At 56.1% G+C, this 24,823-nt stretch carries 20 protein-coding genes, 3 tRNA genes and 1 riboswitch; of the genes, 5 read left to right on the forward strand and 18 right to left on the reverse strand.

What is annotated here, in order from left to right; genetic code table 11:
* Positions 1-90: 90 nt before the first annotated feature.
* Positions 91-1,485 carry a zinc metalloprotease gene (locus MY069_RS02785; protein ID WP_482795557.1) on the reverse strand — a complete coding sequence of 465 codons (1,395 nt, stop codon included), beginning with the start codon at positions 1,483-1,485 and terminating at the stop codon, positions 91-93.
* Between the two features lie 718 nt (positions 1,486-2,203).
* Between MY069_RS02785 and MY069_RS02790 the strand changes: the two genes are divergently transcribed.
* From MY069_RS02790 to MY069_RS02805, 4 genes are all read left to right on the forward strand, one after another.
* A complete protein-coding gene (locus tag MY069_RS02790; RefSeq protein ID WP_482795558.1) occupies positions 2,204-3,391 on the forward strand; it encodes a type III PLP-dependent enzyme in 1,188 nt (395 codons plus the stop codon).
* Between the two features lie 47 nt (positions 3,392-3,438).
* Positions 3,439-4,038: a cob(I)yrinic acid a,c-diamide adenosyltransferase gene (cobO, locus tag MY069_RS02795; RefSeq protein ID WP_482795559.1), complete on the forward strand. Its 600-nt coding sequence runs from the start codon at positions 3,439-3,441 to the stop codon at positions 4,036-4,038.
* Between the two features lie 46 nt (positions 4,039-4,084).
* Positions 4,085-4,273, forward strand: a riboswitch (cobalamin riboswitch).
* 146 nt (positions 4,274-4,419) lie between these two features.
* Positions 4,420-5,898, forward strand: coding sequence for a cobyric acid synthase (locus tag MY069_RS02800; RefSeq protein ID WP_482795560.1), 1,479 nt, complete (start codon positions 4,420-4,422; stop codon positions 5,896-5,898).
* 96 nt (positions 5,899-5,994) lie between these two features.
* Positions 5,995-6,729: an SDR family NAD(P)-dependent oxidoreductase gene (locus MY069_RS02805; protein WP_482795561.1), complete on the forward strand. Its 735-nt coding sequence runs from the start codon at positions 5,995-5,997 to the stop codon at positions 6,727-6,729.
* A 13-nt stretch (positions 6,730-6,742) separates the two neighbouring features.
* On the opposite strand, the gene fcl is transcribed toward MY069_RS02805, so the two are convergent.
* From fcl to MY069_RS02880, 15 genes are all read right to left on the reverse strand, one after another.
* Complete coding sequence (gene fcl / locus MY069_RS02810) at positions 6,743-7,714, reverse strand: GDP-L-fucose synthase (protein WP_482795562.1); 972 nt, start codon at positions 7,712-7,714, stop codon at positions 6,743-6,745.
* Positions 7,715-7,718: 4 nt separating this feature from the next.
* Positions 7,719-8,837, reverse strand: coding sequence for a GDP-mannose 4,6-dehydratase (gmd, locus tag MY069_RS02815; protein ID WP_482795563.1), 1,119 nt, complete (start codon positions 8,835-8,837; stop codon positions 7,719-7,721).
* Between the two features lie 39 nt (positions 8,838-8,876).
* On the reverse strand, positions 8,877-9,830 hold the full coding sequence (locus tag MY069_RS02820) for a UDP-glucuronic acid decarboxylase family protein (protein WP_482795564.1): 954 nt from the start codon (positions 9,828-9,830) through the stop codon (positions 8,877-8,879).
* A gap of 120 nt (positions 9,831-9,950) precedes the next feature.
* Complete coding sequence (locus MY069_RS02825; protein ID WP_482795565.1) at positions 9,951-10,418, reverse strand: hypothetical protein; 468 nt, start codon at positions 10,416-10,418, stop codon at positions 9,951-9,953.
* A gap of 89 nt (positions 10,419-10,507) precedes the next feature.
* A complete protein-coding gene (locus MY069_RS02830; RefSeq protein ID WP_482795566.1) occupies positions 10,508-14,509 on the reverse strand; it encodes a translocation/assembly module TamB domain-containing protein in 4,002 nt (1,333 codons plus the stop codon).
* Positions 14,509-16,221 (reverse strand): autotransporter assembly complex protein TamA, encoded by a 1,713-nt coding sequence (locus MY069_RS02835; protein WP_482795567.1) that lies wholly within the window; start codon positions 16,219-16,221, stop codon positions 14,509-14,511. The genes MY069_RS02830 and MY069_RS02835 overlap by 1 nt, the downstream gene beginning before the upstream one ends.
* Before the next feature lie 170 nt (positions 16,222-16,391).
* Positions 16,392-16,478 (reverse strand) — tRNA-Leu (locus tag MY069_RS02840).
* A gap of 69 nt (positions 16,479-16,547) precedes the next feature.
* Positions 16,548-16,916: a hypothetical protein gene (locus tag MY069_RS02845; RefSeq protein ID WP_482795568.1), complete on the reverse strand. Its 369-nt coding sequence runs from the start codon at positions 16,914-16,916 to the stop codon at positions 16,548-16,550.
* Positions 16,917-16,954: 38 nt separating this feature from the next.
* Positions 16,955-17,043: transfer RNA gene (locus MY069_RS02850), tRNA-Leu, on the reverse strand.
* 284 nt (positions 17,044-17,327) lie between these two features.
* A tRNA-Pro gene (locus MY069_RS02855) sits at positions 17,328-17,404 on the reverse strand.
* Between the two features lie 65 nt (positions 17,405-17,469).
* On the reverse strand, positions 17,470-17,970 hold the full coding sequence (locus MY069_RS02860) for a MerR family transcriptional regulator (RefSeq protein WP_482795569.1): 501 nt from the start codon (positions 17,968-17,970) through the stop codon (positions 17,470-17,472).
* Between the two features lie 17 nt (positions 17,971-17,987).
* A complete protein-coding gene (locus MY069_RS02865; RefSeq protein ID WP_482795570.1) occupies positions 17,988-18,278 on the reverse strand; it encodes an integration host factor subunit alpha in 291 nt (96 codons plus the stop codon).
* Positions 18,279-18,335: 57 nt separating this feature from the next.
* Complete coding sequence (locus MY069_RS02870) at positions 18,336-19,310, reverse strand: beta-ketoacyl-ACP synthase III (RefSeq protein ID WP_482795571.1); 975 nt, start codon at positions 19,308-19,310, stop codon at positions 18,336-18,338.
* Entirely contained in the window at positions 19,307-20,344 is a 1,038-nt protein-coding gene (plsX, locus tag MY069_RS02875; protein ID WP_482795572.1) for a phosphate acyltransferase PlsX, read from the reverse strand. Before plsX ends, MY069_RS02870 begins: the two co-directional genes overlap by 4 nt.
* Positions 20,345-20,450: 106 nt before the next feature.
* Positions 20,451-20,963: a ubiquinol-cytochrome C chaperone family protein gene (locus MY069_RS02880; RefSeq protein ID WP_482795573.1), complete on the reverse strand. Its 513-nt coding sequence runs from the start codon at positions 20,961-20,963 to the stop codon at positions 20,451-20,453.
* A 96-nt stretch (positions 20,964-21,059) separates the two neighbouring features.
* On the opposite strand from MY069_RS02880, the gene MY069_RS02885 reads away from it, so the two are divergent.
* Positions 21,060-21,539, forward strand: a complete 480-nt coding sequence (locus MY069_RS02885; RefSeq protein ID WP_482795574.1) for an outer membrane protein assembly factor BamE — start codon at positions 21,060-21,062, stop codon at positions 21,537-21,539.
* 28 nt (positions 21,540-21,567) lie between these two features.
* Here MY069_RS02885 and MY069_RS02890 read toward each other — a convergent pair whose 3' ends face one another.
* Positions 21,568-22,413 (reverse strand): glycoside hydrolase family 16 protein, encoded by an 846-nt coding sequence (locus tag MY069_RS02890; RefSeq protein WP_482795575.1) that lies wholly within the window; start codon positions 22,411-22,413, stop codon positions 21,568-21,570.
* A gap of 110 nt (positions 22,414-22,523) precedes the next feature.
* Positions 22,524-24,695: a sodium-translocating pyrophosphatase gene (locus MY069_RS02895; RefSeq protein ID WP_482795576.1), complete on the reverse strand. Its 2,172-nt coding sequence runs from the start codon at positions 24,693-24,695 to the stop codon at positions 22,524-22,526.
* Between the last annotated feature and the right edge of the window lie 128 nt (positions 24,696-24,823).

Here is a 24,823-nt window from a genome sequence, read left to right on the forward strand (position 1 = left end):
CAGGGTCATGTTGACGGCCCTGATTCAGATCATGCACAATCTTCGAAGCATCTGCATATCGTCGCTATGAAAATGTCCTCTACATGGGATCTACTTCGACAGGAACGCATCTATATCTTCTTCCATGAGTCGCTGATAGACTTGAGCGACCATAGCGACGTCATCGCGCGAAGGTCTGGTGATATGCGTTTCGGTCGGGAGGCATTCGGAAGGCGCATCATCTCGGTACCATTCCGTTGCAAATTCATAGCGCATAATAGACTTTGGGTCGAAATCAGTTAGAGCAAGATCGTTGCTTTGCTCCATTCGCTCCAGATTAAACTCTGCGTCTGCACGAGACCAAAAGTTGGGGGCGTGTTCCAAAAGTGTCAGGACACCAGGTCGATTGCCGCGACCATCGCGCACTGCTTTTTGCGCGTCATCAAGCGTAAGTTCGTATCCCACATCATCCTCAAGCCTGAGAGCGCCACCGCAGTCGCTGGTCGGGTGCTGATGTTCATGTCGCAATCCAAGCGCGTGCCCAAATTCGTGATAAACTATCTTTTTCCAATCGGCCGGTAGTGGCGAATAACCATGAAAACCTTCAAGGTTCATGGAAGCGACGTGCGGAGGAGTTAAGACCGGATTGGTGCTATCAGTCCCGATCATCGACCAATAGCCTAACCCTGGTTCGAAACTGATTCGAATATCCGCAGCATAGGTCGTGTCCTCGTGCGTCCAGGTATGGAACACGAATCCGTCTGCTTCATCTGTTCCGAAATCGAAGTTGAGGGCGCCCCTAATTCGATAAGGATCGAAAAAACCTCGTTTAGGCCTGTGCGCGTCAGTCTGCTCATTTGTCAGATTGGCCCAATCTTGCGCGACACTCATGATCTCCCGCCGGACTGCTGGTGAACCTCCGTTAAAGGCGACGCGAATGGGTCGAAGGTAGGTCCCGCGATAGGCTCTCTCGGTCGAAAGCGCGGTGGGTTGCCCGGGCTCATCGGGTACACAAATTTCCAGTGCCGTACCTTCATCAAGGTCCGCTGAGAACCCCCGCGGACACCGCTCGCTTCCTTTCAAGAACGGTGTTCGATTCAGGCATTTATGCAATTCTCGCTCGGCGGATCTCAACCGACTCGACCGATAATTGTTTGAGCGTCGAACATCGGCCCGTTCCTTCACAGCTCTCGGGCTGAACTCGCCTGACATGCCTTCAATGAAGGTTTTGTCTAATGGAGCATCCGAAACAATCAGGGGAGTTTCGGTTAATCCGTCTTGTTGTTTAAGCTCACGAATATGGGCTTCTGCGCGTTTTGGCTCCGCTGTCTCAAGCAACAGCGGCTCCAATTCATCCACACGCGCCTGATAGTCAGCGTGACAGGTCGACTTCCATTCATCCGCTAGTTGAAACGGCTGAGCTGGTGGTTCAGCCGACGTATCGGCATACCCCGCCCCAATCAGCAACAGACCAGCGATCCAGACCAGATAAGCGCGAAATCTCATTTGCACTATTTCTCCCAACACTCATGGCGTCATCCGAGGGTCGTAGAGACTCTCGATGATCGGTTAAGGTGATTGGTGTTTAACCCGCGGTCAATCGATGGACGCGAAAACTGATCTGCCAAATCGCCAGTAAATCTCTTATTTTAGAAATTATTGTGACAATTGAGGCTCAGTCGGCGACCGCTTTGACGCCGAGATCGGAGAGCCGGGCCCCTCCGGCAGCTGGCTCTCGGACCAGCGCGACGCGCCTTCCCGGATAACAAATTGACCTTCGCGCCAAGCAGCCTCCCCACTCCAAAACAAAAACTCCCTTGACCCCGGCCTGTGGATTTCATATGTGCGCCCCTGACAAGTAAGCGAACCACGACGAGCTTTTCGGAGCTGTCAGTACGGGGGAGCCCAACTGTCTTCTCTTTCAATGTCGGTTTCGTGCCGATCTTGCTTTGCGAGGATACTTGGATGACTCATCCCCTGAAGGGCGCCTGCCCACCGATTCCAGTCCCACTGATCAAGCGCATTGATGTTGCGTTTGACACCACCACTGTGCACAGGACTTTTGCCAAGGACGCTGATTATATGGCGGCCGTGGCTGAACTTATAAGGCCGTAGCGGGCCACTTGCCCGCCTCATTCCGACTGAGCCGGATGGTCGTGTCAACGAGCATCTGTCCCTGATCCTTCCAGGCGATCTTCGCCTCGTTTTCGGAAATCCTGTCCTTATGTTTCGTTCACATTCCTCGCGCCTTGCGCAACCTGCTCTTCTTCCAGATTTCGACCGCCCATTCGGTCTGCCCGCCTTCAACTCGGTTGAATCGGCCTTGGATGCCTATGAAGGCGATGACGCCGTCTATGCGCTGTATCCGCAGCGGATCGCCGCGGCGACTGATCTGTTTTTGAACCATTTTCCCGGCAAGACGCTCTATGCCGTGAAAGCCAATCCGCACCCGGCGGTTCTGAAAATCCTATGGGCCAGCGGCTTGCGCGGGTTCGATGTCGCCTCCATCCGTGAGGTGGATATGGTGCGGGAGGTTTGCCCGGACGCTGAGCTCTATTTGATGCATCCGGTGAAGTCCCGGCGCACCATTCGCCACGCTTATGAAGCCGGTGTACGACATTTTGCGTTCGATTGCGCCGCAGAGCTCGGGAAGATCCTGGTCGAGACTCAAGACGCCGAAGACTTGCATCTGCATTTGCGCCTCGCGCTGCCGAAAGGCGGCTCGGCCTCGATGCCGCTTGATGGCAAATATGGCGCGGCATTCGACGAGGCCGTGGAACTATTGCGCAGCGCGCGGCCAGTCACAGCAAAACTGGGCGTTTGTTTTCATGTCGGCAGCCAGTGCATGGATCCTGCCGACTATATCCAAGCGCTGTCTTACGTTCATGGCCTGCTCGAGACGGCCCAAGTTCGCATCGACAGCCTCGATTGCGGCGGCGGGTTCCCGGTCGCTTATCCAGGCATGACCCCGCCCCCGATGCAGGATTATTTCGACCGAATCGAGAAAGGCCTCCATATTTTCGGCTTTGAAGAGCTCGAAATCATTGGTGAACCGGGTCGTGCGCTTTGCGGTGAAGGCGGCTCAACTTTGGCACGGGTCGAGCTTCGCAAAGGCCAAGATCTGTATCTCAATGAAGGCTCGTATGGGTCGCTGTTTGATGCCGCCCAGTGTGCTTGGAAATATCCAGTGCGTTTGCACCGCGACGGCGAGGCCAGCGAAACAATGGACGCGTTTCGGTTCTTCGGCCCAACATGCGACAGCTTGGACGTGATGGCTGGGCCCTTCACCCTGCCCGCAGATATCCGGGAGGGTGATTGGATTGAGATCTGTCATCTCGGCGCGTATGGGCAAGCGATGGCGACAGACTTTAACGGCTTCCAATCGGACACGACGGTCGCCATTCTGACATAAGCCGCTATCTCTGCTATCGGGACACAAATCTCAGGAGCCCTGACCGCATGAGCGATACGTCAAAGCACAAAGCCGCAATGCAGAAATTGCAAGCGGAGCAAAAGCGCAAAACCGATGAGGCGCGAGATCCCGATCGCGGTTTGATCTTGGTCCATACCGGTCATGGCAAAGGCAAGTCATCCTCAGCTTTCGGTGTTATCATTCGCGCGCTCGGTTGGGGGCAATCGGTTGGCGTTGTCCAATTCATCAAGGGCAAATGGATCACCGGCGAGCGCCAATTCTTCAAACGCCTCGGTGAGGTCGATTGGCACACAATGGGCGATGGCTTCACTTGGGATACCCAAGACAAAGACAAAGACGTGGAAGCGGCGACCGCTGCATTCGCAAAGGCGCGCGAAATGATGGCGAGCGGCGATTATGATCTCATCGTCTTGGACGAGATCAATATCGCGCTGCGCTATGATTATCTTACCGTCGACGCCGTTCTGGAAGGATTGGACGCGAGGTCAGACAAGACGAGCGTTGTTCTAACCGGCCGAGATGCCAAGCCTGAGCTTTGCGATTATGCCGACTTGGTCAGCGAAATGCGGGAAATCAAACACCCATTCAAAGCCGGCATAAAGGCGCAACGCGGCATCGATTTCTAACGCGCTCCGTGCGCCCTGCTCAGTTTGACAAAGCCTCAGGGCTCGCGCATGACTCATCACAGATGGTGCTGCCTTAGTCGGCGGCTAAGAGGGAAGCCGGTTTAAATCCGGCGCTGTACCCGCAACTGTCAGCCAGGAGCTGATGGCCACAATGCCACTGAGAGACTTGATCTTGGGAAGGCGGCCAAAAGCGCAGATCGGTGAGCCAGGAGACCTGCCATCGCGTCGTTCGTCCGGAGGCCGGGAAGAGTCTCAGCGGTCGGGAAGGTTTCGCACCTCTCCTTTGAAACGACACTTGAGTTTGGGCCGGTTGCCGGAAGCGCGGCAACACCAATGGCCTTGATGTCGTTTAATTCGGGATTGCCCGATGGAGAGTATGCTATGTCCGCAAAAGCCCTGATGCTTCAAGGCACTGGTTCCGATGTCGGAAAATCGGTTTTGACCGCTGCGCTGTGCCGATTGGCGAAGAGACGCGGGCTAAGTGTGGCGCCGTTCAAGCCGCAAAACATGTCCAACAATGCCATGGCCTGCGCGACCGGCGGCGAGATTGGGCGCGCGCAAGCTTTGCAAGCCCGCGCGGCGGGCGTCGAACCAAACACAGACATGAACCCCGTTCTGCTAAAGCCGCAAACCGATCGTGCGGCGCAAGTCGTGCTTCAAGGCAAAGCGCTGACGACGATGGAAGCCATGGAATATATGGCCGAACGCGCCTCGCTGATGGGCGCTGTGATACAGAGCTTCTCACGCCTGTGCGACACGCATGACTTGGTCCTGGTTGAAGGCGCCGGCAGCCCGGCTGAGGTCAATTTACGGGCTCGCGACATTGCGAATATGGGCTTTGCGCGGCGCGCTAATGTTCCGGTCTGCATGATCGGCGACATTGATAAAGGCGGTGTGATTGCGAGCCTAGTTGGTACGCAAAACGTCTTGTCGCCGGAAGATGCCGCGATGATTAAAGGCTTTATCATCAACAAGTTCCGCGGCGATGCGAGGCTTTTCGATGATGGGGTCGATTTCATTCAAGCCCGAACAGATTGGCCCTGCTTCGGCGTCGTTCCATGGTTGCGCGCAACAGCGCAGCTTCCCGCAGAAGATGCGGTCGTATTGGAGAAGCAAACCACCGCACATTCTGGCCGGATCAAGATTGTGGCGCCGATGTTCTCGAGGCTCGCAAATTTCGATGATGCGGACCCTCTGCGACTAGAGCCAAATGTCGACTTTGAATGGATCCCACCAGGCCACCCTATTCCGCTGGACGCAGACCTGGTCATCTTGTTCGGCACCAAATCCACGATCGGGGATCTCGCTTTCCTTAAAGCCCAGAAATGGCATCACGACATTATTGCTCACGCGCGTTCCGGTGGGCATGTGCTCGGCATTTGCGGCGGGTATCAAATGCTTGGCGGCTTGATCAAGGATCCGAACGGTTATGATGGCGCGCCTGGAATTGCCAAGGGCTTGGGCCTGCTCGATGTGGAAACCGAAATGACGGGCGCTAAACATGTGGCGCAAGTGCTCGCGGCATCGGCGCAAACCGGCGAACCAATCTCTGGGTATGAGATCCATTCGGGGCGCACCGCCGGTCCAGATGCGGCGCGTCCGTTTTCTCACATCGGCGACCGCCCCGAAGGCGCGACATCCGCAAATGGCAGAATTCAAGGCACCTATCTCCATGGCGCGTTTTCAGACGACACGTTCCGCCAAGCCTGGCTGTCACGATTGGACGCCCATATGTCGAGCAAGCTCAATTACGAAGCCGCGGTCGATATCGCTTTGGACGAACTCGCAGACGGGGTTGAGAGCGCTTTGGATGTAGATGCACTCTTCGCTCTGGCTCAGTGTCCCAAGATCGGATCCTAAACCGTTTCAATCATCCCACTGCTGCTCAAAGAATAGAATTGCTTGACCATGCGGAGGGCGTGACACCTAATTTCCAGAAAATTGAGGAGCGGGCTCATGAGCGATACTGATTTTAACGGCAAGAACGTCCTGGTTGTGGGCGGCACCAGCGGCATCGGCAACGGCATCGCTCATGCTTTTCGAGACCGCGGCGCCACCGTCGAAGTTTGGGGCACACGCGCTCGCGCAGAAGACTATAGTGCCGCAGATGGGTCTGATCTGACAGGCCTGACCTATCAGCAAGTCGATGTGGGGTCCCCCAATGCGATCACGGCGGCGACCTTGCAAATCGGGACGCTCGATGTCTTGGTCCTGTCGCAGGGCATCGTTGCTTACAAACGCGCGGAGTTTGAGCGCGAAGGCTGGGATAAAGTCATGGCCGTCAATCTCGATAGTCTCATCCATTGCAGCGAAAAGTTCCGGCCTGACCTCAGCGAACGCCAAGGCTCAATCATCATTATCAGCTCGGTCTCTGGTGTCCGCGCAAATATCGGAAACCCGGCCTATGCCGCCTCGAAAGCTGGCGCTATCAGCCTGACAAAATCGCTCGGTCAGGCCTATGCGCGGGACGGAATTCGGGTCAATGGCGTGGCGCCGGGCCTCGTGGATACAAAGCTCACAAAAGTCACGACCGATAACCCTGATCGGTTGAAAGGCGCCTTGCGAACTATCCCGCTTCGCCGGGTTGGACAGCCGGAAGAGATTGCCGGTGGCGTGCTATTTTTGGCCTCGCCCCTGGCGTCTTATGTCTGCGGACAGACCATTTTTGTCGATGGCGGCATGACGCTCTAGGCTCGGGTCGAAACTAGACGCTTTTCACGTTGCCGCTTTGCTCGAGAAACCATTGATAAGTCTGCTCAAGGCCTTGCTTCAGCGGAATGGACGCGCTCCATCCCAGCTTTTGAAGCTTTGACACATCCATCAGTTTTCGCGGGGTGCCATCGGGCTTGGAGCTGTCGAATACGAGTTCACCTGAATAGCCCGTAACCGCCATCATCGTTTCGGCGAGTTCACGGATCGTACAGTCCACGCCGGAGCCAACATTTATGTGCGACAGCATCGGATCGGAATGTTCCGCATAGGTCGCCGGATCTAAATCCATTACATGCATGCTGGCTGCTGCCATATCATCCACATGTAAGAATTCTCGCATCGGCGTGCCGCTGCCCCAGACTGTGACGGCTGGGTCTTTCGCCTCTGCAGCTTCGTGAAAGCGGCGCATGAGCGCAGGAACGACATGACTGTTCTCAGGATGAAAATTATCGCCTGGCCCATAAAGATTGGTCGGCATCACCGATCGATAATCGCGCCCATATTGCCGCGCATAACTCTCACACAATTTGATCCCAGTGATCTTTGCAATGGCATAGGGTTCATTCGTCGGCTCGAGCTTGCCGGTCAAAAGCGCGTCTTCTCGCATCGGTTGTTCAGCGTGTTTCGGGTAGATGCAAGATGACCCCAAGAAGAGAAGATTCTGAACATCAGACACATGTGCGGCATGGATGATGTTCGTCTCTATCATTAGATTTTCATAAAGAAATTCAGCGGGGTAAGTGTTGTTGGCGTGAATGCCGCCCACCTTCGCCGCAGCCAGATAGACTTGATCAATTTTCTCCGACGCGAAGAAGGCGCGAACCGCGGTCTGGTCGGTCAAATCCAGGTCTTGGCGCGACCGCACGATGATCTCGCCGGCGCCATCTGCTTCGAGTTTGCGGACCAAGGCTGAGCCAACCATGCCGCGATGGCCTGCAACATAAATTCTGGGACCAGCAGGCATCTCGCTATGTTTCCGTCGCTACTGGCACGTCATAGCCGTGCGCCTTCAAAAAGGCGTGGCGCTGGGCGTCTTTCAAATCAGCCGCGACCATTTCGGCGCACATTTCTTCGACGGAAATTTCGGGCTCCCAGCCGAGTTTAGACTTGGCTTTCGATGGATCCCCGAGCAGCGTTTCGACTTCAGCGGGGCGGAAATAACGCGAGTCGACTTCAACAATCCGGTCACCGACAGAAACCGATGGTGCTTTGTCGGATGTTACCTCTTCGACGATGGCGTATTCTTTAACGCCCTCTCCTTCAAAGCGGAGTGTGATCCCGAGCTCTTGAGCGCTCATTTTCACGAAATCGCGGACGGAAATTTGTCGGCCCGTGGCGATCACGAAATCCTCGGCCTCATCCTGCTGGAGCATCATCCACTGCATGCGGACATAGTCTTTCGCATGCCCCCAATCGCGCAAAGCATCCAAATTCCCTAGATACAAACAGCGCTCTAACCCTTGAGCGATATGCGACAGACCACGGGTAATCTTGCGGGTCACAAAGGTCTCGCCGCGCCGCGGGGATTCGTGATTGAACAAGATGCCATTGCACGCATACAGCCCATAAGCCTCGCGATAATTCACGGTGATCCAATACGCATAAAGCTTCGCCACCCCATAAGGCGAGCGCGGATGGAATGGCGTTGTTTCGCTTTGCGGGGTCTCTTTCACGAGGCCATAGAGTTCGGACGTCGAGGCTTGATAGAACCGGGTTTTGTCTTCGAGTCCTAAGAACCGGATGGCCTCGAGCAATCGCAATGTCCCAATCGCGTCCACATCGGCCGTGTACTCAGGTGCCTCAAAGCTCACCGCGACATGGCTTTGCGCGCCAAGATTATAGACTTCATCGGGCTGCACTTCTTGCATCAAGCGCGTCAGGTTTGATGTGTCTGTCAGGTCTCCATAATGGAGCACAAAGCGCTGATTATCAGTGTGCGGGTCTTCATAGATATGATCGATACGCTGAGTATTGAAAGAAGACGCACGCCGCTTCAATCCGTGAACTTCGTAGCCCTTTTCCAGCAAGAGCTCCGCAAGATAGGATCCATCTTGCCCCGTTGTTCCAGTAATCAATGCGCGCTTCATCGTGATTTCAACTCATCATCTATTGCCGCAATCAATGGTCTAGCTCGTGCGTTGGAGCAAGTCATCAAAGTAAGCGATCGTCTTCTTCAGCCCGTCCCGCAATTCGACGCTCGGCGCCCAATTCAGTTGAGACTTGGCGCGCGTAATATCCGGCTGGCGTTGCCGCGGATCGTCTTGAGGCAGCGGTTTGTTGACGAGCTTTGAACGCGATCCCGTCAGCTCCACCACATGTTCGGCAAGTTCCCGAATGGTGAACTCGCCAGGATTGCCGAGATTGATCGGCCCGGTCACCCCGTCGCCGCTCTCCATCAATTGGATCAAGCCATCGACGAGATCATCGACATAGCAGAAACTGCGCGTCTGCTGACCGTCGCCATAAAGCGTAATGTCATCGCCTTTCAGCGCCTGAACAATAAAATTGGAGACGACGCGGCCATCATTAGGATGCATGCGAGGCCCATAAGTATTGAAGATCCGCGCGACTTTGATATCGAGCGCGTGCTGGCGGTGATAGTCGAAGAATAGGGTTTCTGCGCAGCGCTTGCCTTCATCGTAACAAGAGCGCGGTCCGATCGGGTTCACATTGCCCCAATAGCTCTCTTCCTGCGGATGCACATTCGGGTCACCATAGACTTCAGACGTGGAGGCCTGGAGAATGCGCGCCTGTGTGCGTTTGGCTAGACCGAGCATATTGATCGCGCCATGTACCGACGTCTTGGTCGTCTGCACGGGATCAAATTGATAATGGATCGGGCTCGCCGGACAGGCCAAATTATAGATTTGATCCACCTCAACAAAGAGCGGGAAAGTTACGTCATGGCGCAGCAGCTCAAACCGCTTATCATCCAATAAATGCGAGATGTTTGAGCGTGCGCCAGTGAAAAAATTGTCGACGCACAGAACTTCATACTCCTTTTCGAGGAGTTTTTCGCAAAGATGGCTACCAATAAAGCCCGCGCCACCGGTCACCAAAACGCGGTTGATGAGGTGCATAATGATTGTCTCCGGTCTCGCGCAAACATAGGGCCTGCGGCAGCGTTGGCCTGCTATATACCAACAGCCAGGAGAAAAGCTAATCTTACCTGATGTGTCCTCTGCAGTTCGCCTGCGCGGCTATTGAGGCGTGAGATAAGCCGGCCCTGTTTCGATGGGGTGGCAAGTCGCCGCCAAAACCAAGGAAACCTGATTTTCAGCGCCTGGCATCGAACCGACCATCATCCGCGTCATTGAAAGCCCCGTCGCGCTAACCGTTACCGAACCGCCAGATAGCGAATGAAAACTCGCCTGCCCGCGATAGCCCTCAAACTTCTGCGCCTGATCTTGTCCAGGATCCAAAATGTGCAGACTGAGCGGGCGCTGCTTACTTTTCTGCGGCAAGCAATAGACTTCACAGGCCTGGATACGCACTTGAAATCGGGCGGGAGGTTCGGTCCAAACACCATGAGAGGCGAGCTGCGGGGCGGCATAATACGCTTCCTGCGTCGCGCAGAGATAATCGCGATTGATTTGGAACACTTCGCTGTTCGCAGCAGCCTGTCCAACCAAGCTGGCCGCGACCGCAATACAAAGTCCTAAACGCATGATCGTTTCCACTACAACGAGGTAATTCAGAGCCTGAAATATCGACGTTTTGGGTGAACAAAACACTACCTAGAGCTGAATTTCGGACGCTATTCTTGGCGCGGCTCCCCCGGCAGACGGTCAAAGTCGCGCTTCCATTGGATCGCGACTTTCGGCCCGAGCTCAGGATCGACTTCGGCATCAACTTCAACATTGCTCAGCGGCGTCCATTCCAGCGCAACCGCTGGCGCCCCGGTCGCGCCTGACTCGATCTCAAGATACACATCATCAGCAAGGTATTTGCCTGTGGAAAGCGTCGCTTGGCCCTCATCATCGAATCCGAAATCCAGCCGATCAAGGCCGGTGGCATCTTGCAATTCTCCGGTTAGGCTGAACGCGTCACCGCCCGCAAGCTGAGCCGCTGCGCCTGCGAGTTGCGCGGCTTGTAGCGGACTGAGATTGGACGGCGAGCGACCGAACAGGACCCGCGCTAAGACCTCATCTTCCGGTAGGTTCGGATCAGAACTCAGCTCTATATCAGGATCAGAAAGCGGGCCGGTTAAAGCAATAATGGTGGTGATGCCATCGCGTGTTCGATCCGCCTGAAGTGCCAACTCGCTGTCTTGCAATGGGCCGACAAACCGGACAATTCCCTCCGAGAGGGCGAAACGCTGGCCAAGCAGGTTCGTCTCACCACGCACCAAAGACGCCGAGCCGGATAGACGTGGATCTCCGGGGGATCCACGCACCCTCGCATCCACGCCCCATTCGCTTTCGAAACTGAGGCCATTGATGAAGACTCGCCGATCCGCCTCAACCTTCAGATCAAGCGAAATCGCTTCACGGCCCGGCCCAGTCTCAGTCTCAGTCTCAGTTTCAGCGTCAAGGTCTTGGTTGTTATCAAACTGAACATCCAGAACCGTGTAACCCGCTTGCGGCAGCTTGGTGAGATCGACGCGCATCTCATCGATCCGCACATCCCCTTGCACATGTGTCCGGCGATTGCGGCGATCGACCTTCGCCTGGCCCGTCAGCGTAGTCGAGACATCATTTCGGCGCAACGCGCGGAGCCGGTTCAACGAGATCTCGAGATTGCTATCGCCATTGAAATTGTAGGTTCCGCTAGCCGTAATCGATCCGCCTTTTGCACCGCGCGCGGATGCTTGTTCAACTTTAATCGCGCTCGGATCGAGCTGAAGCTCCGCGTTCAGGTCTTCAAGAAAGATCCCCGTGATCCCATCTTCGAAGACGCCATTTGTCACCGAAGCCGGTCCTGAAAACCGGAAGGACTGACCGTCGCCATTGGAAACGGCGAGTGCGAATTTGCCGCCAAACCGTAAATCGAGTGGCGCTGCCAGCGCCCAAAGCGGTGCGAGTTCCCCCTCGCCCACCAAAGAAATCGGCATCGGCGCGTTCGGCGCTGCTCGTATGGAAAGCAAGCTCCCCGAGTGGATCAGATCCGTCTTAATCGCACCTGTGAGCGTCATGTCAGATTTGGCGGAGTCGACGTCAAAACTTACATCGATCCGGCCATCTAAAACCCGAGATTCCATCGTTAAGGCCGCCCGCTCATACTCTGCACCGGCCCGTGAGAGACCAGTAATCGAGAGCGACGCCGCACCATCAAGCCCGAGATCGCCAATCTGCAGTTCTGCGCGACCTGACGCTGTTCCGAGCAAGCCCGGGCGCTGTAGAAACACGCCTATATCTTCGAGCGCAATTTCGCTGACCGCGAGTGTGGAGGGACGCGCGCCGGAATTATCAAAGTCGAGAGCGATTTCACCGCCAAAGCCAGAGAGCGCTCCGCGCACCATCAGGTTTGGCGTAAATGCAAAACTAAGAGGTGCACTGATCGCCAGCGTCTGGTCACCAATCTTCGCATCTCCCGCTAGGCTAAGCTCGCGATTCTCCGCATTGAGCACCAATGGATGCGCACCTGAGATCGACATTGGCGCGTCGAGGACGCCGACTTCACCGTCATAGGTCGCAGTTCCACTGAATTCCGGCCAATTGCCTGATAGGTCCAGATCGATCGCACCAAGGGTCACCTGATCGGTTTGCACATCCCGCATCGCGATCTGAGCGATCAGTTCCCGCCCGCCATAGTCAACATCAACCTGAAGATCAGACACGTTCGGAATAGCGCCTTCAATCTCCGTTTCGAAAACGGACTCTTCAATCGCCGAAAAATCGAACTGCCCCTGGCCGCGGGCGATTAACTGCCGCCATTCTGCATCGACTCCGGAGACCAAGAGCCGCCCATTATCGAATTGCGCCGTCATACCCGCCACAACTGGATCTCCTTGAAACGTGCCATCCAAGTTTAGGATGATGGCGGGGCGCGTCGGCGTTCCCGAGAGCGAGATTTGCGACCGCACCGGGCCGTCGAAGCCAGTGACGGCATCATCAAGTAACGCCTCAACTTCCCCCATAAGTGCAACCCGATCTGGATCTAGATCCCCCCTCAAAGTCGCGGAGATCGTGTCCGCTGTGATTTCAGCCCGGGCGATGGACAAGCCGTCTTCGACACGTTTGGCGCTGACAGAATACTCGAGTTGTGGTGCCAAAGCCTGGACGATCTGAGGGGCGGAAGGTTTCGCCTGCGCCCGGCCCTCAAGAGAAAACTCGACCGTCGAAAGATCGTCTCCGCTCAGTTCGAACACGCCTGTGACCTGCTCCAAGATCGAGACACTCTCGACGCCGAATGTGCCCGAAAAATCCACGGCGCCACCGGGCCGAAAAGTTCCGATAGCCCCGGCAGAGATGCCTGCCCCTCGAACGTTCATCTGCTCGACTGAAAGCAACCCCCGATCCAAAGCATAATGGCCAACAAAATCAGCCCGCACCGGCGCAGACCGAATGCGGCTCGGAACGCCCTTCAAAGGCGTGCCGGTGAGCAGGCTATCGACGGAAAGAACCCCGCTGCCAAAACTGATCTGACCATCGCTCGAAACGGTCTGCATATGATAGTCGCCATATTTAAGGCTCGGCGCTTCGATCCGCCCGTCAAACGTGATCTTGCCATCGACCTGACTTACTCGGCCAGACGCATCGAAGTCCACCATCTCTAAACGTGATAGCCCGCTCAGGCCCGGCATATCCAAACCACGCGCCCTCAGGACCAGGTTCTCCAGCATGCGGCCGGATTCCGCATCCTGGACATCACCTTCTATCTCAATCGCGCCATTGGGTGCAGACATGCGGGCAGATAGACGACGCTCGGGATCGAGTTCGGCGCTAAACTCAGCCGCGCCTCCGAGCCGATTGGCCATCGCGCTAAACCGGGAAAACCTGGATAAGTCGGCGCGCCCCGACACGGTGTAGGATTGCCGACGAGCATTTGCCGTCAGACTCAGTACCGTTTCGCCTCCGAGCCTCGCATCTGCCTCCAAATCACCGCCGAGCAATCCACCTGAGGCGGTAAGCGTCGCCGACAGAGGCTCTCCTTCGGGCGCCCCCAGGAGTTTCGAGATCAGTCCATCTGGCGCGGCAAGCAGGTCAAAATCGCCCTCGAGCATCGTGTCGCCGCCCCAGGCAATATCGGCCTCAATCTTATCCCCGCTCACCATAATCGGCGTCAGGTTGAGCTTGAGGGCTCCAGTCCATTTTTGTGCATCCAGTTCACCGCTGAGATGATAGGCCTGCGCTGGCCCCGCGACGCCGTCCGCGAGCGACAAGGTCAAAAGCTCTAACTGTCCAATACGATATCGATCGAATGGAGAGTTGGCAGATGAGCCTGTGGCGGGCGCCAAAACCGGACGCCGCTCGACGCGCACACTTTCGGCTCCCACGTTGCGGAGATCGAGCTCGCCAAAAGCCAAGGGTATGAGCGACCAGGAAACCTCGACCTGGTCTAATTCCATCCACATGCCCGTTTCATCCCGAACTCGAATATGTTCGGCTTTAGCGCCAGAGAAGAGATCGCCACGCAGGTGTTCGACCTCGACGCTTTGCCCGCGAACGGTGAGCGCCTCTAAGCGACTCTCGACAATCGCATGCGCCATTGGCGTCATTAGAAAGATGCGCAAGAAAATCAGAATGAAAACCACGGCAGCCGCGACCCCAATCGCGATCCGTTTCCAAGGCCGGTCGAAAAGAGACGCCCAAACCATCAGAAGGCCTGCCCGATGCTGACATAGACCTGAACCGGATCGTCGCCATCGCGCGGATCGAGAGGCGTCGCAAGATCAAACCGGATTGGCCCAACCAGCGTATCGTATCGAACCCCGAGCCCTGCCGAATAGCGCACATCATTGAAACTCGCGGACTCATCCGCCGTGACGCTGGCCCCATCCAAAAAGGCGGCAAAGCCGAGCGGCCCTTCGCGGCGCCAGCGCAATTCACCAGACACTTCCAGCAGCCCTTTGCCGCCCGTAGGCGTGCCATCTGCAGATTGTGGCCCCACTGACTGATACCCAAACCCGCGGGCACTGCCGCCACCACCAGCAAAGAAACGACGGCTCACTGGAAGCTCATCCAGTGCGGCGCCAAAAACAAAGCCGGAGCGCAACCGAGAAGCGAGCACAAACCGCGCTTGATCATCAAGTGTTCTGTAGGCGCTGAGCTGTGAGTTCAATGAGAAATATTGCGCCTCCCGATCGCCAATGACTACGCCGGGCTCGGCCCGCGTATCGACGCGCCAGCCTGTTGTCGCGTCTAAAGGATCGTCGGCATAGTCGAACCTGACGCCGAGTGACGCGCTCAAAATCTGCTGATCGCGCTGTTCGAACGCGTCTTCTTCGCGCGTAAATTCGCTTGCCGCACCGAGGGTAAAAGTTCGTTGGCGAGAGGCCCGAATTTCGTAGCCGCCAGAAAGCGTTAGAGATTCCCGATCAAACGCGTCGGTTTCCTCCCGTCCCGCTTCGGCGGTTAGAAACAGCGTTCGGTCAAAAGCGAGAAAGTTCGGCACACGCCAATCAATATTTAGCGACCGTTCCAACGTCGCGACGGTTGCTGTCGCGGTGATCGTATCGCCGCGGCGGGTCGCATTGCGGCGCGTAAGACTGCCGGTAAAGCCTGGTCCTTCACTGGTCGAAAAGCTTGTCCCGGAAGCGACGGTGTACCGCTCCCGCTCTTGCAGCTGAACCAAGACATCGCGAACCTCATCCCCGTTCGGGAGCGTTTCTTGGGCAGTCTCATCAATTTGAACACTGGCCAATCGGTAGAGGCGTGTTGCATTCAACCGCCGCGAAAATGCGCTCAGCACGCTCGGGCGATAGACCGTGCCAGCTTCAAACGGAATAACCCGGTCGAGATAATCCCGGCGGGTGCGCGTGCCGCTCGGATAGACGACATCTCCCAGGACGATCCGTGGCCCAGGATTGATCCGATAGGTAATCTCCAGCGTTCCAGCCTCGCGATCACCGAGGGTTCGTCGCTCCAGCGCCCGCGATTCGGCATATCCGGCATTGCGCAACGCCGCGATCAATCCGGCTTCTTGCGCGATAACCGCCTTAGGTTCGGCCAGATCGCCTGGTTTCAAGTCTTGTACCTTCACCAGCGCCTCAGCCGCCTCATCGCTGACCGCTGCGCCGCGCAGATCCGTATTGAGCGTGCCGATCACAAATCTTGGCCCAGGTTCGACCCGGACGCGGGGCACGGGGCGTTCGCCGGGCTCAATCGCGTAAGAAATTTCCGGCGCAAAATAGGCGCGTGAGTTCAAATAGGATTCTATTCGCTCAGCCGCGCGCCGGGCTTGTCGCCGCGCTTCGAATTCGGTCTCAGGCGCTGCCTGATCCTCGAGCTCATCCTGGATTTGATCGAGCAAGTTAGGCGTCGCCGTTTCGCTGGAAACCTGCACGGTCTCAGCGCCCGCAGACCACATCTGCAGACTCAAGCAAAGACTAACGATTAGAACCAGTTTTTTTCTCACCACAGGCGCTCTTGGTTTCTACCCGCATTCACCTGCAAGGCCTGGTCCAAAATAAGGCGAAATCCCCAACAAAGACTGTCGATTTCGACAGGTGCCGCCTTTTTCTAGCGTCAGGGGAAACCTGGTGCCCAAGAGAGGACTCGAACCTCCACGACCATAAGATCACTACGACCTGAACGTAGCGCGTCTACCAATTCCGCCACTTGGGCAAGTGGGTGAACGGCGCGTATAGCGGAGATGCGGTCTCAGCGTCAATCACCATGGACCAGCCAATCCGCTTATTTTTCGAGCGTGACGCGCGCCAGCTTGAACGCCGAGGCGGCAATCTGCTTTTCATTCTCCAAAAGCGTCGCATCGATCGGAGAAATAATCGCTGTTTTCCCGATCATTGGCGCGGCCCCCGTCCCCGCAAGAACCTGGGACAAACACATGCCTGCGCCTGCGGCATAAGCAGTTGAGATCCGGAGAATAGGGACAATCCCATAGAGTGCGCCGGCAAAGACATTGTAATTGATCAGCCGCGTACGCGCGATCCGGTCTTCAATCCCGACATCATTGAAATGGATAAGGGCTTTGAAATGCTTGAAATCGCCGAAACAGACGGTGCGGTAATCGGCCAATTCAACAGTGATGGAAGCACGATCCATACGAGAATAGTGCGGAGAGTCGCTGAAAAAAGGAAGAGTGGTGCCCTCGGCCGGACTTGAACCGGCAAGCCCAATAACGGGCGGCGGATTTTAAGTCCGCTGTGTTTACCAATTTCACCACAAGGGCACGCGCGCTCTGACTAACCGGGCTCGCACGATCTGCCAACCAGGTTTTAACGGCGAAACCGCAAGTTACCCAAAGATCGCCACCAAATCTGCACTGGCATCTGCTATGCATGGTTTTCGACATGCCCCATCCAATGCAGCAAAAACGATACAGTGCCCTCATGGTTTCACTGGCCTGCTATGGTCCGGTCGCGCTTTGCTTAGGCGCAGTATTGGCGTGGGCGATTTTCTAGAATTTATTAGAGTGGTTGCGGTGCACGCATTCTCGCTTACAGGCCGAAGAGCTGGTCGGAACGGCAGGATTCGAACCTGCGACCCCTTGACCCCCAGTCAAGTGCGCTACCTGGCTGCGCTACGCTCCGAACCAGGGCCGGAGGTATAGGCGCCTCTTCAATTTTGGCAATGGGGAATCGCGGTTTGAACCGGTCTAAGCGGCTTTGTTCAGGCGAACTGAATCGAGCCGCGCTTTGATGTCGGTCAAATCGGACAGAATGGTCTCAAGCCGTTCGGTTGTTCCGGTGGCTTCGGAGGTGGCTGGAGCGGCTTCGAAGGCTTTGCGGACGGTTTCTTGCATATCTCTCGCGGGGCTTGATGTTGGTGTTACATCCCCTGAGTCTGCCGGCGCGACAATCCTTGCCTGACCACCAAGTACGCATTCAACGCCTTGTTCGCTCAATAATTTGCTGGCGCCCTTTAGGGTCATGCCTTGATCATGGACCAAAGTCTGGATCGCACGCAGCGCCGACATGTCTTCTGGTCGGAACATGCGCCGGCCATCGCGGCGCTTGAGCGGCTTCACATATTTGGTGAATTTGGTTTCCCAATAGCGCAGCACATGTGGCTGCAAACCAAGCTCTTCAGCAGCTTCCCCGATAGATCGATAGGCGTCAGCGGATTTTTCAATCTTACGGGCAGCAGAGCTAGGCATGAATATGGGTCTCGCGTTTAGCCTCCGACGCGATCTTTGAGCATCGGAGAAGGTTTGAAGGTCACAACCTTGCGCGCCGATATTGTTGCTTGGATCCCTGTCTTCGGATTACGCCCCTCGCGGGCCGCTTTCCGGCGGACATTGAAATTACCGAACCGAGACAGTTTGACTGCCCCTTCGCCTTCCAAGCTCTCGCTGATCATCTCCAGCATACGGTCGAGCAAGTAAGAGGATTCCTGCCGTGTCAGCCCGACTTCGCGAACGATCGCGTCGGTTAGTTCTACACGGGTGAGCGTTGTTGTTGTCACTGTATCAGCTCCTCATGGTTAACAATAAGGGGGCAGTTCTTAACGAAATACGAAAAATTAGAGGCGGAAGAGGCTCGCGCCCCAAGAAAATCCACCACCCATAGCTTCGCTGAGAACCAAATGCCCAGGCTCAATGCGACCATCGCTGACCGCGGTGTGTAAAGCAAGTGGAATCGACGCCGCAGACGTGTTTCCGTGGTCTGCGACCGTTGAAATCACTTTACTTTCGTCGAGTTTCATCTTCTTGGCGACGCCGTTGAGAATGCGCTGATTGGCCTGGTGCGGGACGAACCAATCGACCTCATCGGAGGTAATCCCGGTTTCTTCATAGACCGCATTAATCGCGCTCGAAATATTCGTCACAGCATGTTTGAACACTTGATTGCCCAACATGCGAACGTGCCCGATCGTGCCCGTCGACGACACCCCGCCATCAACGTGCAGCAAATCAGACTTGGTGCCATCAGTGCGAATGTGGTGGGTCAGGATTCCGCGATCCCCAACCTCAGCTTCAGGCTCCGCGGTCAAGACAACGCCGCCAGCGCCATCGCCGAACAGAACGCATGTGCCGCGGTCAGACCAATCTAGGATCCGTGTGAAGGTCTCTGCGCCTATCACCAGCGCCGTTTTGAACAGTCCGGTCTTGAGCATGGAATCAGCGGTCGCCAGCGCGAACAGAAAGCCAGAACAAACCGCCTGAACGTCAAATGCCGCCCCTGCCCCCATTTCGAGCTTTGCTTGAACCGCGGTTGCGGTGGCTGGGAAGGTCTTATCGGGTGTGGTGGTCGCCAATACGATCAGATCGACCTGATCCGCGCTGATCCCTGCCGATTTCAGAATGCGACGAGCGGCATGGGTGGCGAGATCTGATGTGGTTTCATTGTCAGCGGCGATGTGGCGTTGTCTAATGCCAGTGCGCTCCTGAATCCATTGGTCGGACGTCTCAACGATTTGAGACATCTCCTCATTGCTCATGATGCGTTCCGGCAAATAGCCGCCTGTGCCACGGATGACGCTGCGAATTCCGGTCATTCTGAGGCCTCACTTAAGCTGACTTCGACATGGTCACGGCGTAGGCCCGATGCGACCTCTTGCATATATTGGCTGGCGGCGAGATCTGCGGCTAGGTCAACCGCAGTGGCATAGCCTTCCGCATCGGTGCCGCCATGGCTTTTCACAACAACCCCATTCAATCCAAGTAGGACGCCGCCATTTACGTTCGATGGGTCCATTTTTTCGCGCAACCGTTTGAGGCCAGAACTGGCAAGCGCCGCCCCCATTTTGGAGATGACACCTGAGGTCAGCGCCTCGCGAACATAAGACGCGACGAGGCGGGCCGTACCTTCAGCTGTTTTCAGCGCGACATTTCCAGTGAAGCCATCTGTGACGACGACATCCACCGCGCCCATCGCGATGTCATTGCCTTCAACATAACCACGGAAATTCAATCCGAGTTCCGGCGCGCGCAAGCGTTCGGCGGCGAGCTTTAACGTATCGCGGCCCTTATCCTCTTCGGATCCAATATTCAGGAGCCCGATGGTCGGTTTGGCTTTTCCAGTCACCGCCCGAGCATAAGCCTCGCCCATAATCGCGAAAGTTACGAGTTGGTCAGAGTCTGCATCGAGATTGGCGCCGACATCAAGAACCACGGACCGCCCTTCAATGGTCGGCCAAATCGCCGTCATGGCGGGTCTGTGGACGCCTTCCATTTTGCGCAGAGACATCATCGAAAAGGCCATCAGCGCACCGGTATTGCCGGCAGAGACCGCTGCGCCAGCGCGCCCAGCTTTTACCGCCTGAACCGCGCCCCACATGCTAGTGGTCTTGGCGCGTCGCAGCGCTGTGGAGGGTTTCTCGCTCATCGCCACGACATCTTCATGGTGCATGATCGTGCAGCGATCCATCAGGCCGCGGCTTTCAAGCCCAGCGGTGATATCTTCTGCGCGGCCATGAACCTCGAACAGAACATTGCTGCGGCGTGCCGCAAACAGTTTCAGACCATCAAGGACAACCGTTGGAGCGGCATCGCCCCCCATGGCATCAATTGATAGGATTAAGCTGGCCATTGGGCTGAAACTCCGCACCGCGCCTCAAGTCGGCGCAACCTATGCGGGACTGTCTGGAAAGGCAACGCATGTCTTTGATTGCAAGGCAGTTCTGCGTCGCTGCAGATCAAATCGCGTCCGGTCCAGCCAAGGCGTCAGAATCCGACAAAGCATCCACGCGCTCGCTTAAAGGCAAGATATAGTCAGCGAGCGCCATTGCCAGTTCGCGATCAGGCTGGACATTGCGCTGCAGGACGGTGGCGATCCCCTTTTGCGGCGCGCCTGCGTCCAGTGCCTCGTCTATCGCTTTTGCGAGACCGTAGAACTCTTCGCCCATTTTGCGGATCCGCCGCGCGATCGACGCATCACCAACGCCATTCTCGCGCAAGGCGTGATCGAAATCAGAAAACAGCATTTCGCCTAAGGCTTTTGACAGGGCGCGCCCTTCGCCGCCGCACGTTCGCAACCTGCGCAAGGCGAGCGTTGCCATCAGAGCAACCATATTGAAGCGCCCATAAATCGTGTCAGGCACCCAGCCTTTTAGATAAGGTTCGGGAAGCCGTGCCTGCGCTGTAACCGCATCGCGCCAGCGCCGAACCGCGTCCTTGTCGACTGTGCTTTTTTTCAACCAACCAAACATGAATGCCCTATTTTTAACATCTAAATGGTGTGTCCTAAAGGTTGCCAATTAACGCCTTTCCGCTTTATCTCCAGCACAAGTATCAGGAGTATCTTCATGGCGCGACGTGTCATTCTAGCCTCTATTGCGCTCGCGGCTCTCACGACCGCCTGCATCAGCCCGATCGAAGATTATCATGGCTATACTGCAGATGAAGTCCTGCCTGAGAATATCGAAGTCGGCGAAGATACCCGCGCCAGCGTGCTAGCGCAGCTCGGTTCTGCTTCAACAGAAAGCGTGTTTGACGAGAACACGTGGTTCTACATCACCACCCGCCGCGAACGGATCGCGTTTTTTACCCCGCGCACCAAGCAACGCTCGATCACTGCGATTCGCTTTGGCGAAGATGACGTGGTTGAGGAATTGCTGACTTATGACGAGACCGATGGCCAAGTGATCCGCTATGCCTCACGCGAAACCCCGACCCGGGGCCGCGAACTCGGTCTGTTAGAGCAAATCTTCGGCACAGTTGGCGCGGTAACCCTGCCGAATACCGACGAAATCACACCGAACAATCCAACCGGGCGTCGGAACTAGCGCCGTCACACCAGCCGAGGCGGTTACTTTAGGGCTCTGAAACGAGACCGGGACGACAGTCGTCACGTGCGCTGCGCGCATAGACGCGGACATAGTCGACTTCCATCAATGACGGATCTGGCGTTTCATCAATCGGCCAGCCGCTTCCGAGTGCTAGGTTGATGATTGGGTACATGGAATAGCGCAATTCCGGCGGCGTCGGCTGCCGCCAATACTCTTCGCCATTCAGAAACATGACGATGTTTGACGGTGAAATGTCGACCCCAAATGTATTGAATTGATCAACCAAAGAGTGGTCTGGAACGGGCGTTCTCTCGCCTTTTGACCGCTTCTGCGAGCTATCATCAAAATGGACATGGACCACTGATGAGAACCGGTCGGTCCGGTGACCGTAATATTCGACAACATCGATTTCCACGCGGCCATCGACCGCGCGCGCAGGCGTCAGTGGCATGAGCCAAAAAGCTGGCCACGTACCTTTGCCGGGCGGAAATTTCATCCGCGTTTCAAAATAGCCATACTGAGTGCCGAAGCCTTCACCGGACCGATCTGCAGCGGCCAAAAGCCCAGACCGCCATCGTTCTTCCCCATCGATCCAGGCTTTGATCGTCAGAATGCCATCCTCTACAGAAAACGGCCCCTCTTCCCGAGGGCTGGTAAATTTGGCATCACCAAAGTCGCCCCACCAAGGCGTATGCGCTGTCCAACGCGCTGGGCCGATCCGGTTGGGCGATACGCTGAGTTTATCAAACTCTTCCAAGAAGACCGGGATCAGCTCACAACTGTTCGGATCGAGCGAGAGCTTATCCGTTTGCGTGCAGCCGCTCAGACCTAATAGGCTGATCGCTGCGAGACCTGCGAAATTCTGCATCATAACGAACCCTTTGCCTGCTCACTTAATTTCTCCGTCCCCTGGAAACGCAGCATACAAAAAACCCGCGCCGATTGGCACGGGTTTCTCGTTTTGAGTGAATTTGCGTCGGGCTAGTGCCCGCCAGCCAGTACTGCGAGCATCAAAAGCGCCACGATATTGGTGATTTTGATCATCGGGTTCACAGCTGGTCCAGCTGTATCCTTATAAGGATCCCCAACAGTATCGCCGGTCACCGCAGCTTTGTGGGCTTCAGAGCCCTTGCCGCCATGATTGCCGTCTTCGATATATTTCTTGGCATTGTCCCAAGCGCCGCCGCCTGAGGTCATTGAGATGGCCACAAACAGGCCAGTCACAATCACACCGAGAAGCATCGCGCCTACGGCTGCTAGAGCTGCAGATGGACCAGCGATCCACCAGATCAGCAAGAACAGAACAATCGGAGACAGAACCGGAAGAAGCGATGGCACGATCATCTCTTTGATCGCGGCGGAGGTCAGAATGTCGACCGCCTTACCATAATTCGGCTTCGAGGTGCCTTCCATGATGCCCGGATCGTTTTTGAACTGGCTCCGGACTTCTTCCACAACAGCTTGCGCCGCGCGGCCAACCGCCATCATCGACATACCGCCGAACAGGAATGGCAAAAGACCACCGAATAGCAGACCAACCACAACATAAGGGTTGGCGATGGAGAAGTTCACCACACCGATCCCGTCAAAGAAGCTGCCTTCCGCGGCATTCGCTGCGAAATATTTGAGGTCCTCATTATAAGCCGCGAACAGCACCAAAGCACCGAGACCGGCAGAGCCAATCGCATAGCCTTTGGTCACAGCCTTGGTCGTGTTGCCAACCGCGTCGAGCGCGTCTGTTGTATCGCGAACAGAGCTTGGCAGTTCCGCCATCTCAGCAATACCGCCGGCATTATCCGTCACAGGACCAAATGCGTCGAGCGCCACAATCATACCAGCAAGCGCCAGCATGGTGGTTGTCGCAATCGCGATCCCGAAGAGACCAGCAAGGTTAAAGGTCAGGATGATCCCGGCCATAATCGTAATCGCTGGTAGCGCCGTCGACTCTAGCGACACCGCAAGACCTTGGATCACGTTTGTACCGTGACCAGAGGCTGAGGCTTCGGCCACAGACTTCACCGGACGATAATCGACGCCAGTATAGTATTCTGTGACAACCACGATCAGTGCGGTCACAACCAAGCCTGCGACACCGCAGAGGAACAAGTCCATACCGGTCACAACAGCTGCGCCAGTGCCATCAGCATTGAGCAAGCCAAGTGCCGCACCGGCCCCTGTCAGCTCGCCAAAGCCGTTTGGCAGAGCGTAGTGAACCGCAATGGCGAGACCGCCAACGGTCAGGATACCGGTCACGATCAGGCCCTTATAGAGCGCGCCCATGATATTGGTGGAGCCTTTGCCGAGCTTCACAAAGAAGGTCCCGATCACAGAGGCCACAATACACACAGCACAGATTGCCAGTGGGAAGAGCAAGATGCTGCCAAGATAGTCAGTGCCTGCAAAATAGATCGCCGACAGAACCATGGTCGCAACAATTGTCACCGCATAGGTTTCGAACAAGTCAGCCGCCATGCCTGCACAATCGCCAACATTATCGCCAACATTGTCGGCAATCGTGGCCGCGTTCCGCGGATCATCTTCAGGGATCCCAGCTTCGACTTTACCCACCATGTCGCCGCCAACATCCGCACCTTTGGTGAAGATACCGCCACCGAGACGGGCAAAGATTGAGATCAGAGACGCCCCAAAGCCGAGGGCCACAAGCCCATCAACGACTTTCCGGCTGCCTTCATCATAGCCCAGCGCTCCAACGAGCAGGCCGTAATAAGCCACGACACCAAGCAAAGCGAGACCGACCACAAGCAGGCCGGTCACAGCGCCTGATTTAAACGCCATAGACAGACCGTCTTGCAAAGAAACGCTGGCCGCTTGAGTGGTCCGAACGTTGGCCTGAACCGACACTTTCATGCCGATAAAACCAGCCGCGCCAGACAATACAGCGCCGATGACGAATCCGAGCGCAGCTTGCCAACCAAGCAGCGGGAACAGAATCACCGCCACAACGACGCCAACCATGGCAATCGTTCGATATTGGCGGCTCAAATATGCATTTGCGCCTTCTTGAATCGCCGCTGCGATCTCTTTCATGCGGTCATTGCCCGCATCTGCTTTCATAATCGATTGGCTCTGCAGCCAACCAAAGCCAATCGCGAGCACCGCCGCGACTAAGGCTATCCAAAACCAAAGGGTCATTGTTGCCCTATCCTCCCTGAATCAGTTCGAGGCACTCTCCGCCCCGTATTTTTGTTAGTGGGACTATGACTGCAACAGCCATAGCGCATTCGCAAGGATTATCGCGCTAGGCGCGAGTCTGAACTCTA

Source organism: Hyphomonas sp. ske169 (assembly GCF_056850855.1).

Bases quoted from the DNA above. Each gene is read 5' to 3' on its own strand.
- MY069_RS02785 (WP_482795557.1), bottom strand. From the start codon at position 1,485: ATGAGATTTCGCGCTTATCTGGTCTGGATCGCTGGTCTGTTGCTGATT.
- MY069_RS02790 (WP_482795558.1), top strand. From the start codon at position 2,204: ATGTTTCGTTCACATTCCTCGCGCCTTGCGCAACCTGCTCTTCTTCCA.
- cobO (WP_482795559.1), top strand. From the start codon at position 3,439: ATGAGCGATACGTCAAAGCACAAAGCCGCAATGCAGAAATTGCAAGCG.
- MY069_RS02800 (WP_482795560.1), top strand. From the start codon at position 4,420: ATGTCCGCAAAAGCCCTGATGCTTCAAGGCACTGGTTCCGATGTCGGA.
- MY069_RS02805 (WP_482795561.1), top strand. From the start codon at position 5,995: ATGAGCGATACTGATTTTAACGGCAAGAACGTCCTGGTTGTGGGCGGC.
- fcl (WP_482795562.1), bottom strand. From the start codon at position 7,714: ATGCCTGCTGGTCCCAGAATTTATGTTGCAGGCCATCGCGGCATGGTT.
- gmd (WP_482795563.1), bottom strand. From the start codon at position 8,837: ATGAAGCGCGCATTGATTACTGGAACAACGGGGCAAGATGGATCCTAT.
- MY069_RS02820 (WP_482795564.1), bottom strand. From the start codon at position 9,830: ATGCACCTCATCAACCGCGTTTTGGTGACCGGTGGCGCGGGCTTTATT.
- MY069_RS02825 (WP_482795565.1), bottom strand. From the start codon at position 10,418: ATGCGTTTAGGACTTTGTATTGCGGTCGCGGCCAGCTTGGTTGGACAG.
- MY069_RS02830 (WP_482795566.1), bottom strand. From the start codon at position 14,509: ATGGTTTGGGCGTCTCTTTTCGACCGGCCTTGGAAACGGATCGCGATT.
- MY069_RS02835 (WP_482795567.1), bottom strand. From the start codon at position 16,221: ATGTGGTCTGCGGGCGCTGAGACCGTGCAGGTTTCCAGCGAAACGGCG.
- MY069_RS02845 (WP_482795568.1), bottom strand. From the start codon at position 16,916: ATGGATCGTGCTTCCATCACTGTTGAATTGGCCGATTACCGCACCGTC.
- MY069_RS02860 (WP_482795569.1), bottom strand. From the start codon at position 17,970: ATGCCTAGCTCTGCTGCCCGTAAGATTGAAAAATCCGCTGACGCCTAT.
- MY069_RS02870 (WP_482795571.1), bottom strand. From the start codon at position 19,310: ATGACCGGAATTCGCAGCGTCATCCGTGGCACAGGCGGCTATTTGCCG.
- plsX (WP_482795572.1), bottom strand. From the start codon at position 20,344: ATGGCCAGCTTAATCCTATCAATTGATGCCATGGGGGGCGATGCCGCT.
- MY069_RS02880 (WP_482795573.1), bottom strand. From the start codon at position 20,963: ATGTTTGGTTGGTTGAAAAAAAGCACAGTCGACAAGGACGCGGTTCGG.
- MY069_RS02885 (WP_482795574.1), top strand. From the start codon at position 21,060: ATGGCGCGACGTGTCATTCTAGCCTCTATTGCGCTCGCGGCTCTCACG.
- MY069_RS02890 (WP_482795575.1), bottom strand. From the start codon at position 22,413: ATGATGCAGAATTTCGCAGGTCTCGCAGCGATCAGCCTATTAGGTCTG.
- MY069_RS02895 (WP_482795576.1), bottom strand. From the start codon at position 24,695: ATGACCCTTTGGTTTTGGATAGCCTTAGTCGCGGCGGTGCTCGCGATT.